This is a genomic window from Caballeronia arvi (genome assembly GCF_001544695.2).
Classification (GTDB): domain Bacteria; phylum Pseudomonadota; class Gammaproteobacteria; order Burkholderiales; family Burkholderiaceae; genus Caballeronia; species Caballeronia arvi.
In genome coordinates this window covers 470,896-484,249 of record NZ_FCOM02000001.1, presented here as the reverse complement: position 1 = coordinate 484,249, position 13,354 = coordinate 470,896, and the positions used below count along the sequence as shown (strand labels likewise).

Here is a 13,354-nt window from a genome sequence, read left to right as displayed (position 1 = left end):
CGTTCCCAGCCGCGCACATACGAGCTTCGCAATGATCAAGCGCATCACGCTGATTTCGGCTTCGATTGCTCTTGGGTGTCTCGCCACCATCGGCCCGGTTCTCACCAGCATCTACATCGCGGACAGGGACGTTGAAATGCGGGATCGCGCCGAGCTGGGCGACCTTGCAGACAAGGCCGTCATGCGCACGGAGCTCGTCACGTATCAGGCGTTTGCGGCCCTCTCCGATCTGGGCCGGGAACCGGGCGCACCGTGCTCACCCCCGAACCTGGAACAGGCGGCGCGCGTCGTGTACAACTATCGGTACATCCAGGATGCGGGCGCATACGGCGATGGCCGCTATCTCTGCTCACCGCTGCTCGGCGACGTACGCACCAGGGATTTGTCGCTGCCTCCGCCGGACTACCGCAGCAATGACGGCTACCTCGTGTGGTTCCAGCGCAAGAGCCCTCTGAGCGACGTACGCAAGGACATCCTGATCGGCCGCAATGGCTATTACGTTTCGATCGATCCCAATTCCTACGTCGATCTCGTCGATCCGGCCAGACGGCCCATCGCGGCGATTCAGACCACGACGGGAAGGCTGCTGGCTGTCTCGCCGGGAGCGGACCCGGACGAGATGCTCGACGCATGGAAGCAGGGCGGCAAGGTGAAGAACGACCAGTGGAATTACGCGGTCGCACGATCCGCGACTAGGCCGCTCGCGGTGGTCGTCAAGTCTGCGCGCAGCAGCGTCGCGGGCGACTGGCCCAAGGTCCTGGCCGCGTGGCTTTCGATCGGCGTCGTGGCAGGCGCAGCGCTTGGCTGGCTGGCATACAGGCGCGTCACGCGACAGTTGTCGTTTCCCGCGACGCTCGAATGGGCCATCTCACGACGCAAGATCGATGTGGTCTACCAGCCAATCGTCCGGCTCGTCGATGAACAATGTATCGGCGTGGAAGCGCTCGTGCGCTGGACTTTGAATGGACGTTCCATATCACCGGAAGTGTTCGTGCGGGTCGCCGAAGAAAACCGTCTCATCCAGCCTTTGACCGATCTCGTGCTCGAGAAAAGCATCGCGGAGCTGGGTCGCCTGCTGGTCGCGAATCCATCGTTCTATGTCTCGATCAACGTGAGTTGCGACGATCTGCGTACCTTGCGCTTCCTGAACCTGCTCAGGGCGTCGCTCGAGGGAACCGGGATTACGCCCGCCCAGATACGGGTCGAAGCGACCGAACGCAGCTTCATGAACGTGGACGCTACGCGCGGTGTGATTGCCGCCTTCAGGGCAGCAGGGCATCCCGTATATATCGATGACTTCGGAACGGGCTATTCGAGTCTTTCGTACCTGCAAACATTTGAGGTCGACGTGCTGAAGATCGACAAATCGTTTGTCGACACGATCGTGCAGGACGCTGCGTCCAGCGTCGTCGCGCCGCACATCATCGCGATGGCGCATGAACTGGGCGTGGAAATCGTCGCCGAAGGTGTGGAGTCACGCGCGCAGGCGGCGTGGCTCCTGAACAAGGGTGTGCAGTATGCACAGGGCTGGTATTACGCAAAGGCGATGTCCGCGAGTGAGCTCGTCTTATGGCTCACGAAGAGTCGAGTCCCGCGCGAGGCCGATGGTCGTATCCACGACCGTCTCGTCGTCGATGCCATCGGCACACGTCAGCACGATTCGCGCTCGCAAGGCTGAGGTCTGCGCCGTGCCTTGCTCACGCTCAATGTCGCTCAATGTCACCCGTGCGTCTCCGATGAAAACATCGTCTGACTCGATTCGACCGCAAGCAGATTCAGCACGAGCAGAATCGCGGCCTGATTTTCCGCGCTGATCGGGATGCCGAGCACGCCGCCGATCCATCGGCCGATCTTCGTCGCGGCGAAGTCCGCGCTTTGCGCCGATTTCTTCAACGTGACGCCGAGCCGGACCGCGCGATAGTGGTACGAAGGAATGTGATGCCGCGTCGCGATCCCGAACAGGCCGCCTTTACCGCCCGAGCACCAGCCAAGGGTACCCGCGAGCACGAGTTGCTCGTACTTGTCGAGATCGTCGATGAAGGCTCGCGCGAGACGTCGCACACGCGCTTCGTCGAGACCGTATTGCATCAGCACGGATTCGACCGGATCGTCGACGGCATGCGCGTGCGCATCGACTTGCTGGACGATGCCGTCGAGCTCCATCGACACGTCGCGCTGATAGCTCGCGCTGCGCAGGCAATCGATCAGAAAGCGCCTGAAATACGTGCATACGGCATAGCCGCTCGATGGCGCGCTCTGCTCGCTCGCGTGCGATTCGCCGTGTCCCGGTTCGAGCCGCAGCACTTTCGAATAAATGAATTGCGCGACGAGTTCCTCCTTGTCCTCCTTGAGCGATTGCAGCTCGGGCGGGTGATAGCTGCGCAATGCGCCTTTCACGAGCTTGTAGATGGACGCCATTTCGTCCTGCGACAGTTGCGTGCGCCTGCGCCACAGATCCGTGAGCATCGAAGGCGCGCCCGTCTCGCAGACGGGATTCATCGTTAAGGTCTCCACGTTGTCAATCCCCTCGAATAGGTGGCAACGTCATGAGTATGGTTTTCTCCTATGGAACGACCAATATGGAATTAGTCATATCCGTTGACTAAACTTTTGGGTAAACCGGTCAAGCAGGCGACCCGGAATCGCACGGCGAACACGCCATCGCTGATTCACAACGTCCGCCCGATGCCTGACGTCACCCGAAGCAATCAACGCAAAAAGGGGATGACAGATGCATGGCGATCGTGAGCATGGCGAGATCGACGAGGATCTCGCAAGCGCGCTCTACGCGGCGGACCCCGTATCCTTCATTGCGCACGCGTGTTCCATTGCGGTTCTCGGCGCATCCTGTCTTCCAGACACGCATTCAGGGCGGCCCCTGTTCTGGTGCGTCGTCTTCTATGGGATTGCGAACTGTTTCGCGATCTGTCTCTGGGGTTGGCGGTGGCGCGATCCGCTTCGGTTCGACGCCCGGCGCTGGATCCGTCTGCACGCGCTGAGAAATGTGCTGCTGCATGCAGCGCCCGGCATCGCGATCTGCTTCGCGTTCCGAAGCGAATCCGCCGCGTTCGTCTCCACGCAAACGGTCCTGCTCGTGACGCTGGCCGCGCTCGCCTATGTGTCGAACGGGCTGAATCTGCTCAATTTGTCGGGCGCGGTGCTGACATTGCTTCTGCCCTTGACCGCGATCAGCCTGCTATGGCCCGATGACGGCCGCTTCGAACTGGGCGTCGTGCTGGCGGTGTTCGTCGTCGTCGTGCATGTGTTCGGATCGCAATATCGCGGGCTGTTTCGCGGCATCGTCGCGGCGCGCGTGCATCAGGAGCGCCAGGCGCAAACCATCGCGGTCCAGAAAAGCGTGATCGAGGAAGCAAGCCTTGCGAAGACACGCTTCTTCGCGGCCGCGAGTCATGATCTGCGTCAACCGCTGCACGCGATCGGACTGCTCGCGCAGGCCTTGAGCGACAACCGCGCGAGCGCGCAGGAACGCGATGAGTCCGCGCAGCACATCATCGCCAATGTCGAGGCGCTGAATCAGCTCTTCAATCAGGTGCTCGATCTCGCGCGCATCGAAAGCGGCGTGACGCAGGTCATACCGCAGCATTTCCGGCTGGCGGAGCTGCTCGCGCGCATCGATCGGCAATTCCGGCCCGCCGCCGCAGCGAAAGGGCTGGCGCTGCGCATCGCGCCGACGGAATGTATCGCGTTCACCGACCCGGTGCTGCTCGAACGCGTGATCGGCAATCTGGTGTCGAACGCCGTGCGCTACACGGAGCGCGGCTCGATCTGGATCGGCGTGCGGCACGGCGACACCGTTCGCTGCCATGTCGAAGTGCGCGATTCGGGCATCGGCATCGAGCCGCACGAGCATGCGCTCGTTTTCGAGGACTTCTATCAGGCGCCGCTGCCGCAATATGCCGCGCGTCAGGGCCACGGACTCGGACTCGCGACGGTGCGCCGTCTCACGCGTCTGCTCGGCGGGGAACCGGTACTGCGTTCCGGTCCTGGCCGCGGCACGACCATCCGCGTGCCGGTCCGGCTCGGCGATGCGAGCCTCGTGACGTCGAGTCTGTGCGCGCCGTTATCGATTGGCGGATGTATCGAAGGGCGCCGCGTGCTGTGTGTCGACGACGATCCTGCGAACCTCGACGCACTCGGCGCGCTGCTCGCGCGCTGGGGCTGCATCGTGCGCGGCTGCCGCGACGAGCTCGCCGCGGTGCGTGCGATTTCCGACGGCTTCGTCCCCGATGCGCTCTTGTGCGATTACCAGCTCGATCGCCACGGGACCGGCGCCGAGGTGCTTCAGGCGGTGCGCGAGGCGTTGCGGCGGCGTGGGCACGGCGAGCCGGCGAGCGTGGTGATCACGGGCGACATGACGTCGCCCGGACTCGCGGCGCTCGCAGCCGAAGGCGTGCCGATCCTCCACAAGCCCGTCACGCCGACGCGCCTGCGCCGCACGCTCGATGCGCTGCTGCAGCCGCGCGGACAGGACGAGGCGGCGTGACCGGCGGCATCGACGTTATCGGCGCGCATCGTTCAAAGCGTGCGCCCGCTTTGCAGCCAGCCGTTGATGAGCGCGATGGCCGACGACCGGTTGTGCACGCCGAGCGCCCGGAAAATCACCGAAAGATGCACTTTCACCGTGCCCTCGGCCACTTGCAGCTCGCGCGCGATCATCTTGTTCGTGCAGCCGCGATGCACGAGCCGCATGATTTCGCGCTGCCGCGGCGAGAGATTTTCCATCAGATGCAGATGATGCGGCGCGAGTGCGGCGGCCGACGCATGCGTGACCGGGCGGGGGCGCTCGGCGGCGCTCTGGCGGGCGAGCCGCGAGGGCGTCGGATCGATGAGACTCAGCGCTTCGATCGGCACATACGCGCCGCCCGACAGCACGAGCTCGATCGCCTTGACCATCACGTTGGCGGGCTCGCGCTTCGGCACGAAACCGAGCGCGCCGGCGGCGAGCACGGCGCGCATCTCATCGACCGATTCTTCCGCCGACAACACCACGAGCGGCAGCGCGGGGTTCGCCTTCAGCAGCGCCGTCAGCGACGACGCGCTCGCCATGCCGGACATATGCAGATCGACGATCGCGAGATCGTGATTCGCTTCCGGCCGCGCGGCGGCGGCGAGCGTTTCCCAGTTGTCGGCTTCGTCGAACTGCGCGTCGGGATCGATTCCACGCAATAGCGACTTGACGGCCTGGCGGATCAGTTCGTGGTCATCGGCGACGAGAAACCTCATGTGCTCTCCCGCTAGGGTGCGTTCAGCGCTCGCATGTCATTGGGTATCGTCGACGCACAGGTCCGGATCGCTCACGACGCAATCGGCGCTCGGGACCATCGGACCGCCTCGCACGCGCACGCCGCTTTCTTTCGCGGAAATCCGGAGTCCTTTGGGCAGCAGCACCCACATTTGCGCGGGCTGCTTCATCCGGCTCGCCTGCTGTTGCGCATGCGGCCCGGTGCCGAAAAAGTAATCGGCGCGCACGGCGCCGCGTATCGCGCCGCCCGCGTCCTGCGCCATCAGAAGACGCGTGACGGACGCGCCCGCGCCCTCGCTCGCGTCGATGAAAACCGGCGCGCCGAGCGGCGTCGTGCGCGGATCGATGGCCGCCGAGCGTCCCGCCGAAAGCGGCACGCCGAGTGCGCCGATGGGACCGGCGGGCGAATCGGGAATCATGCGGAAGAACACATAACTCGGGTCCGATGCAGCGTAGGTGTAGCTGATCGGCGGCGCGCCCGCGAGCGATGGCGCTGCGGTTTTTGCCTCGGAGACGGTTCCGGCAGCCGTCGCAGCCGGCGCCGATGGCGCACTCACGCGCGCCGGACGCACGGCGGCGCTCTTCGCGAGAGTGAAACCGCGCAGAAGCTGCGATTCCGGCGCGGAGTCGGCATCGCCGTGCGCGCTCGCGGGAGGCGGGTCCTGCGCGCCACGCAGCAATGAGGACTGGGGCGCGTCGTCGGAAGCGTCGCCGCCGGCATTGTTTTGAGTGATCCGAGTGCTCACGGTGCCTTCTTCAAGGTCGATCTCGACGCCCCGCACCAAAATTTTGCGACCCTTCGTTCCCGCGCTGGCGACGGGCGGGTTGAACGCAAAACCGTTCTGCTCCGCATAGGCCAGCCGGATGACGGTCTTGCCGTCCGGCAACACGATCTTTCCGGCACCCTGCAACTGCATAGAATAGAGCATCGCGGGGTCTTCCACATAGGCGAGCACGGGCGCCTTGCTCAAACCGCGCTCGATCTCCGCGCGCGAGTAGTAGGGCACGATATTCGCGCCTTCGCGGCGCAATCGCAGCTTCTTGTCGCGGATGTCCGGCACCGTATCGCCGACGCGCAGCGTGTAGGTCTTGCCGCTCATCGAAACGGTCGACAGCGGCACGACGTTGCGGCCTTCGATGCGCGCCGGAACCGGCGTGCCGCGTGCGCCGGGCGGCAGACGCCGCGCGTCGAGAAACAGCAGGTCGGTCGGCACGCCGTAGACGGGATAGACAAACGGCGGACGCCGCTCGCGGCTGCCTTTCAGAATCGGCTCGTAATAGCCCGTCAGCACGCCGCGCGCGGATTTGTCGACGTTGCGTATCTGGTAGACCGTGAAGTTGTCCTCAAAAAACCGCCGGATGGCGGCGCTGCTGGCTGGATCGACATTGCGCGACGCGGCGCACGGCGCGGCCCATCCCGGCTTGCCGCCCAGCACGCCGCAACTGCGCCGGAACGCGTCCCAGGATTCGGCGACGTTGTCCGCGCCCCAGCCGGGCAGGCTCGAAAACGGCACGGGCGTATAGAGCGCGTTCTTGGTCGCGAAAGCCGTCGCGCTGCCGCCGATCGTTGCCGACGGGCTCGCCGGCAACGGATTCGCGATGCCCGGTTCGGCGCCCGTCGCGCTGACCATGCGGGCGTCGTCATCGGCCGGTCGGGATGTCGCCGCAGCGGATACGTCGTCCTGCGCGACGGGCGTGTGCGGCGCGCCCGCGCATCCGGCGAGCGTCACGGCCACGAAAGCGGAAAGTGCGGCGCGCTCGCCGCGGGTGATCGACAGCGGCTTCGTTCGTGTTGCCATGATGCCCTCGTCTTGCGACCGCGTTGCATTGCGCTATCTAGACGAACGGACGACGTCGATTTTGAACGCCGCCGCGCCATACGCGACGGGGCACGAAGGCGCCTTGTCGCCGCACGACGGCACGCCCGCGAACGGCGACACGCTCAGCGTGCGCTGCGCCGCCGCCGCGTGCTGCGCGTCGGGCGAGAGACTGGCGAAGACGGCATCGTGCACGAGATCGAGCGCGGGAAAGTCGCGCGGCGCCGCCGATACGATCGCGATGAAATGGTTCTCGCCGACCGGCTCGCCCGCCTGCATCGGCCAGTTCGGGCGCGGCAGCACCAGACGCTTCTTTTTGCCGATGCGGTTATCGCGATCGAGCGCATTCGGAAACAGTTGCAAGTACTGATTCGCCGGATCGACGACGAACACATAGACGTAGCCCTCGCGATTGCTCGTGAGCGCGAAACGCAGCAAATCCTTGTCGACGACGGCGCGCGCCAGAGGCACTTCCACCTCGACATGGAACGACGGATCGGCGAGCGAAACGATGCGCGCGAACTCGCCGTCGGGCGTGAACGGCGGCAATGCGGGCGGCGGCGCGGACGGCGGAGCCACGACCGCCGAAGCAACCGATGCCGGTGTTTCAGCCACGGACGCCAGGACCGGCGCACTCGCGGCGCGCTCGCCCGCAGGCGCAGGCGCATGCGAGGCGAAGCGCGGCGCGAACCAGCCGAGCGTGGCCGCCGCCGCAAGCACGCACGCCACGCCGAGCGTCCAGCCAATGCGCCTGCGCCCCGCCGACGCGCCCGCGCGAGTCTTGACGTGCGATTCCGGCGCATCGTCGAGCGAGATGCCGAGTTCCGCCGCGAACTGCCGGTCCGTCTGCGGCCGATGCGCGGGCGACACCGCGAGCGCATGATCGATCGCCTTCAGAAAGCGATCCGAATAGCGGCCCGCCGCCAGTTTCGCGAGCGGCTGATAGCTGTCCTTCACCACGCGCCCGACCGACGGCGGCGGCGTCTTGCCGGTCACCGCGAAATACACGAGCGCGGCGAGCGCGTAGTGATCCGTCCACGGCCCTTGCCGCATCGACGGCACTTCGGCGTATTGCTCGATCGGCGCATAGCCCGGCTTGAGGATGACCGTGAGCGCCTGCGTCATGTCGCCGATCACGCGCCGCGCCGCGCCGAAATCGAGCAGCACCGGCCGATGACTGCCTTCCAGCAAGATGATGTTGTCCGGCGCGATATCGCGATGGAAGCAGTCGGACGCGTGCAGCACCGCGAGCGCATCGATGAGCGGCGTGAGCAGCGCGCGCAGCCAGGCTTCGTCGGGCGGCTTCTTCATCGCGTGCAGCGCTTCTTTGAGCGTCACGCCCTTGTAGTAGGGCATCGCCATGTAGGCGGTGCCGTTGGCTTCCCAGAATCGATACACCTTCACGAGCGACTGATGATCGAAGCGCGCGAGCAGCCGCGCCTCGTCGTTGATGAAGCTCTTGAGGCCGGCGCGGAACATCGGCTCGTAGCGCTCGGACTTGACCTGAACCTGCGTCACGCCGACGCGCGATGCGAGCGCCGCCGGCATGTACTCCTTCACCGCGACATAGCGATCGAGCGAGGTATCGAACGCCAGATAGACGATGCCGAAGCCGCCTTCGCCGATCAGCCGCACGATCTCGAATTCGCCGAGGCGCGTGCCGGGCGGCAGGACGGTGTGCATCGGCGCGGTGTCGGGCGCGCTCATGCCCGCCATCGCCGCCATCGCCGATGAAGGCACGCGCGCGCCGCCGCCGACGATCACCGTCTTGTCTTCGTCGCCGACATCGCCCGGATTCTTTTCGGTCTTGCCGCTGTTGCCGGTCGTGCTGCCGCCGGTCGTGCTGCCGTCCCCGCCCGGAAGCCTGCCCGTCGCATTCATGATCCGCAGTCCCGCAGCAGGGTGGTGAAGAGCGCCGTGTCGGGCAGGCCGTACACGGGCCAGATGGTGAACGGGCGCGGCGTCGAATCCCGCGCTTCCGCGGCATCGTCCCCTTCGTTCGCGCCGTTCGAGTCTGGCGGCGTCTGCGCCGATGTCCACATGCTCATGCCGTAGACCTCCGTCTGCCAGACCGGCGCAAGCGTGCGGGCGAGCGCGTCGGGCAGCGCCGCGGCCGACTGCACGATCCACGGCTCCTGGAGCACCGCGGCGCGCGTGCCGGCGCGCACGGGCTGCGGCACCGGCAGCGTCGCGAGCTGCGCGTCGAGCCGCTCGATGCTGTGATCGAAATCGAGCGCGGCGAGCGCCACGCCTTCGATCGCCGCCAACCATCGCCAGAGCGCCGCGACTTCGCCGCCCGTCGATGGCGCCGCGGGCATCGACGCCGCGATCGTCAACGGAAAATGCCGCCCGACACGATCCACCGACGCCATCACGACGCCCGTCCAGCACGCGCCGAGCGTCGGTGCGATCGCGCCCGGCATCGCGAAAAAGCGCCACACCGGGCACGTGAGATAGAGCGCCAGCCATTCGTCGCCGAGCGCGAGCTGCGTTTCGGCGACGCGCTGCGCGAGCCACGCGTCCCACGGCGCGACGAACGCGTCGGAGAGCCTTCGCGCCGCGAAATCGCCGAGCGAGGGCAGCTTGCCGTACCAGCCCGCGATCGCTGCGCCGTCGTCCGCCAGGGCGTCGTCTCCCGCATCGCTCATAGCCGCTCCGGACAGGAGAACGCGCGCAGATCGGCGAGCCGGAACGGATTCTCGACGCTGTTCGCCGTCACTTCGAAGCGCGTCTTGCGCCCTTCGACATCGAACGTGACGATGAAGCGCTCGGGCTGTTCGGTCGGCTGCACGTCGAGCCGGTCGAACATGCGAAAGAGCGCCCACGGGCCTTCGAACACGAGATTGCGCGCGCCGCTCGTCGGCGGCGGCGTCAGTTGCAGGCTCACGCGTTGCGAGCCGCGCGTGCCGGGCCACTGGATCGCGGTGGCGATCTGCGGGCCGTGCGCGTAGGTGAGCACCTGCCCGTCGACATCGAGCGTGAAGGAGAGAATCGTCGGGTCCATGTCGAGCGGCTTGAACTGCAACGCGAGCGCGGGCGCCTTGCCGCCGCCGCGAAAGAACACGCCGCGGATCGTCGCCGCGCGCTCGAACTGCGCGAGCCCGGCCGGGCTGATCTGCGACGCCGACGCATCCGATTTCTTGAACGCCCACGGTTTCGCCGAGACATCGACGTCGGGCGCCAGGTTCTTCTGGAAGAAATCGTCGAACTTGCCGCCCGGCGCGAACAGCGTGCCGAAATCCTCGGGCAGCACGTCGCGCCCGGAATTCGGATCGAACGGATAGCGCCCGCTCACCGCGCGATTGCAGAACGACGAGATCGACTCCTTCAGATCCGCCGACAGATTCACGCGCCGCGCCTGCTGCGCCTGCCCCGCGCCCTGGCTGCCGAGATCGAGCAGCGCGGTGCGGATCGGCTCGGGCATGCGCGGCGCGAGCGCGCGCAGCTTCGCCGGCGCGTCCGATGGCGGCGGCGCGGTCTTCTGCTGCAAGGCTTCGTCGGTGGCGCTGAGATACGTGTAGACGTCGTTGATGACGGCGAGCGTCTGCGTGATCGGCGCAGGCTGCCCCGCGCCCGGACTCGTGACGAGCGCGCGCAGGCCGGTAAAACGGTCATCGACGATGCTCTCGAGCTGCGCGCCCGGCGCGACCGTCGCGATTTGCGTCGGATCGGAGCCGCGGATCACCTTCAGCAGCCTTTCGCGCGCCGCGCCGATCTTGTCGTTGGCGCGATCGACGACGGTCGTTTCGCCTTCGGGCTTCGCGCCGAGCGTCGTTTCGCGCGACGCCGCCTTCGACAGCGCGGCGAGCGGCGAATCGGGCGCGGAAAGAATGCGCGCGATCTGCGTCGATTGCGACAGCGAGTCCGCGTGCACGATGCGGATATCGTTGAGGAATTCCGTCCAGATGCGCGCGTAGTCCTGCAAATAAAGCAGCCGCACGTCTTCGGTGAGGCGCTGCATCGCGGCTGGATCGCCGCGCGGCAACCCGCTCTGATCGCGGATGCCGAGCACCCACGGCTCTTCGGCGGCGAGCTGCGCGGCGGTTTCATCGACGGCTTTCAGGAACGCCTTGTGATAGCCGTCGAACGAATAAAGCCCCGGCACGCCGCGCGTGAGCGGCGCGCCGCTCGAACGCGTGAAGACGAGCGATGCGTTCGGCCCGCCCGCATGCGCGACGGTGAACTCCGGATAATCCGCGCCGACGCCTTGCTGCTTCACGCGCCCATACACGCGCTGCGCGAGCGTGCTCGCGGCGAGCATGCCGCGCAGATGCGCGACGAGCCGCTCGTCGAACGGCAGATTCGGATGCACGACGCCGCGCGCCAACAGCGCATCGAGGTGCCGGCTAAGCGCGGCGCGTTCCTCGTTGCCGACTTCGCGCGGCAGCGACCGGTCCCAGTCGGTGAGAATCCACGCCTTGAGCGCATCGGCATCCTGATGATCGGGCTGGTTCAGCATCAGATACGCCTTGAGCGCTTCATACGCATAGCCGGCATTCGCGGGACTCGCGCTGCGCGCCTGTTCCTCGATGCGCGCCGCGAGCTTCGGCAGGAACAGATCGGTCAGCAGGCGCTCGTAAGCGCCCGTCGCGCCGGCGTCGAGCTTCGCGCCTTGCCACAGGCCAAACTGCATCGCGATCGGCGGATGCGCGGCATCGACCTGCGGCGTCGATGCGAGATGGCGCACCGCCGACAAGAGCGGCAGGAGCGCGACGAGCTGCGTGCCCGCCGCCGTTGTCCCCGCCACCGCCTGCTTCGCCGCGCGCGCGCTCTGGTCGACGTTCGCGACATACGCGCGGTTGCGCAGATAGCTCGTGCTCCAGAGCGCGAGCACGCCGACCGTCACGGCCGCGATCGCCGCATAGGCGCACAGCCGCCACAGATGACGCCTGCGCGCCCATTGCAGATTCGATCCGGCGAGCCCTTGTTCCGCGAACACGACTTGCGTCAACAGCCGCTCGATGAAGTAACTGCGCCCGCTCGACGGACGCGGCGGCGGCACGCCGCGCTCCATGCCCAACGCGCGCGCAAGCGAGCCGAGCACGCGATCGATCGGCGTGCCTTCCTGCGTGCCGCTCGTGAAGTAGACGCCGCGCAGAAGCGGCATGTCCTCGTGCTTCGACTGCACGAAGGTCGCGCGCAACGCGTCGGCGAGCAACGGCCGGATCGCCGCGAATTGCTGCGGAAAACCCATGATCGCCGCGCGCTGCGCAAGTCCGCTCTCGGCGTTCAGGCGATCCGGCAGACGCGCGACCAGACGCGCTTCGAGCGCGTCCAGCTCGGCGTCGACGCGCGCGCGGAATTCCGCATCGCTGAGCGGGTGCTTCGGATCGAAAGGGAAGGTGAAACCGAAGATCTGCGCGCGCTCTTCTTTCGGCATGTCAGCGAAAAACTCCGTGAATCCCGCGAGCAGATCCGTTTTCGTGATGAGCACATAGACCGGAAAGCGCGTGCCGAACGCCTTCGTCAATTCGCGCATGCGCGCGCGCAAGGTGGATGCCGTCTCGTCCGTGCTCGCGGGCGTCGCGGCGAGCAGATCGGGGACGGCGAGCGTCAGTAGCACGCCGTTGATCGGCTGGCGCGGGCGCGTCTTCTTCAGCAGCGCGAGAAAGCCTTGCCACGCGGTCTGATCGGTGTCGCGGTCGCTTTCCTGCGTCGTATAGCGCCCGGCGGTGTCGATGAGCACGGCTTCGTCGGTGAACCACCAGTCGCAATTGCGCGTGCCGCCGACGCCGCGAATCCGGTCGGTGCCGAAACGCTCGGCGAGCGGAAAGCGCAGGCCCGAATGCACGAGCGCGGTGGTCTTGCCCGCGCCCGGCGCGCCGATGAACATGTACCACGGCAACTGATACAGATATTGCCGGCCGGACATCGTGACCCAGTCGCGCCAGCCGGGCTTTCTGCCCGACGCCGTGAGGCGCGCATCGCGCAGCACGGCGAGCGCTTCGTCGAAACGCTTGCCGAGGGTCGCGACTTCGGCTTCGCCGGCGGTCTGCGGCGCGGCCTCGCGGCGCGGCGCGTCGACGGTCGCGGCAAGTCCCGCCGACAGCGCCGCCTGCGTGCGCCGCGCACGCCACGCGACCCAGATTCGCCGCAACACGAGCAGCAGCACGACACAGCCGATCGCGACGAAGCGCGCCGTCGCCGATTCGAGCGGATAGGTGCGCGCGAACGACACGAGCGGCCCGGCGATCCAGATCGCGCCCGAAACCAGCAGCAAGCCGACGATCAGCAGCAGCACCGGATGAAACAGGATCGAGAAGAGCTTCTTCAT

The 13,354-nt window shown here is 66.6% G+C and carries 8 protein-coding genes; 2 read left to right on the top strand and 6 right to left on the bottom strand.

Annotation, left to right across the window (positions count from 1 at the left end; genetic code table 11):
• Window positions 1-31 precede the first annotated feature (31 nt).
• On the top strand, window positions 32-1,678 hold the full coding sequence (locus AWB74_RS02105; RefSeq protein WP_087038747.1) for an EAL domain-containing protein: 1,647 nt from the start codon (window positions 32-34) through the stop codon (window positions 1,676-1,678).
• Window positions 1,679-1,719: 41 nt separating this feature from the next.
• On the opposite strand, the gene AWB74_RS02100 is transcribed toward AWB74_RS02105, so the two are convergent.
• Window positions 1,720-2,499, bottom strand: coding sequence for a hypothetical protein (locus tag AWB74_RS02100; RefSeq protein WP_061145075.1), 780 nt, complete (start codon window positions 2,497-2,499; stop codon window positions 1,720-1,722).
• Window positions 2,500-2,731: 232 nt separating this feature from the next.
• Here AWB74_RS02100 and AWB74_RS02095 point away from each other — a divergent pair, with 232 nt between their 5' ends.
• On the top strand, window positions 2,732-4,504 hold the full coding sequence (locus AWB74_RS02095) for an ATP-binding response regulator (RefSeq protein ID WP_061145074.1): 1,773 nt from the start codon (window positions 2,732-2,734) through the stop codon (window positions 4,502-4,504).
• Between the two features lie 32 nt (window positions 4,505-4,536).
• Here the strand turns inward: AWB74_RS02095 and AWB74_RS02090 are convergent, their stop codons facing one another.
• From AWB74_RS02090 to tssM, 5 genes are read right to left on the bottom strand one after another with little or no spacing between them, the layout of a single operon-like run.
• Window positions 4,537-5,244 (bottom strand): response regulator transcription factor, encoded by a 708-nt coding sequence (locus AWB74_RS02090; RefSeq protein ID WP_061145073.1) that lies wholly within the window; start codon window positions 5,242-5,244, stop codon window positions 4,537-4,539.
• A 36-nt stretch (window positions 5,245-5,280) separates the two neighbouring features.
• Window positions 5,281-7,062: a murein transglycosylase A gene (gene mltA / locus AWB74_RS02085; RefSeq protein ID WP_061145072.1), complete on the bottom strand. Its 1,782-nt coding sequence runs from the start codon at window positions 7,060-7,062 to the stop codon at window positions 5,281-5,283.
• A gap of 33 nt (window positions 7,063-7,095) precedes the next feature.
• Entirely contained in the window at window positions 7,096-8,961 is a 1,866-nt protein-coding gene (locus AWB74_RS02080) for a serine/threonine-protein kinase (RefSeq protein WP_061145071.1), read from the bottom strand.
• Window positions 8,958-9,728, bottom strand: a complete 771-nt coding sequence (gene tagF / locus AWB74_RS02075) for a type VI secretion system-associated protein TagF (RefSeq protein WP_061145070.1) — start codon at window positions 9,726-9,728, stop codon at window positions 8,958-8,960. The genes AWB74_RS02080 and tagF overlap by 4 nt, the downstream gene beginning before the upstream one ends.
• Window positions 9,725-13,354: a type VI secretion system membrane subunit TssM gene (gene tssM / locus AWB74_RS02070; protein ID WP_061145069.1), complete on the bottom strand. Its 3,630-nt coding sequence runs from the start codon at window positions 13,352-13,354 to the stop codon at window positions 9,725-9,727. The genes tagF and tssM overlap by 4 nt, the downstream gene beginning before the upstream one ends.

What these genes read in the sequence shown, in the direction of transcription:
- mltA (WP_061145072.1), bottom strand. Translation starts at nt 7,062, where the DNA reads ATGGCAACACGAACGAAGCCGCTGTCGATCACCCGCGGCGAGCGCGCC.
- AWB74_RS02095 (WP_061145074.1), top strand. Translation starts at nt 2,732, where the DNA reads ATGCATGGCGATCGTGAGCATGGCGAGATCGACGAGGATCTCGCAAGC.
- tagF (WP_061145070.1), bottom strand. Translation starts at nt 9,728, where the DNA reads ATGAGCGATGCGGGAGACGACGCCCTGGCGGACGACGGCGCAGCGATC.
- AWB74_RS02105 (WP_087038747.1), top strand. Translation starts at nt 32, where the DNA reads ATGATCAAGCGCATCACGCTGATTTCGGCTTCGATTGCTCTTGGGTGT.
- AWB74_RS02100 (WP_061145075.1), bottom strand. Translation starts at nt 2,499, where the DNA reads ATGAATCCCGTCTGCGAGACGGGCGCGCCTTCGATGCTCACGGATCTG.
- AWB74_RS02090 (WP_061145073.1), bottom strand. Translation starts at nt 5,244, where the DNA reads ATGAGGTTTCTCGTCGCCGATGACCACGAACTGATCCGCCAGGCCGTC.
- AWB74_RS02080 (WP_061145071.1), bottom strand. Translation starts at nt 8,961, where the DNA reads ATGAATGCGACGGGCAGGCTTCCGGGCGGGGACGGCAGCACGACCGGC.
- tssM (WP_061145069.1), bottom strand. Translation starts at nt 13,354, where the DNA reads ATGAAGAAGCTCTTCTCGATCCTGTTTCATCCGGTGCTGCTGCTGATC.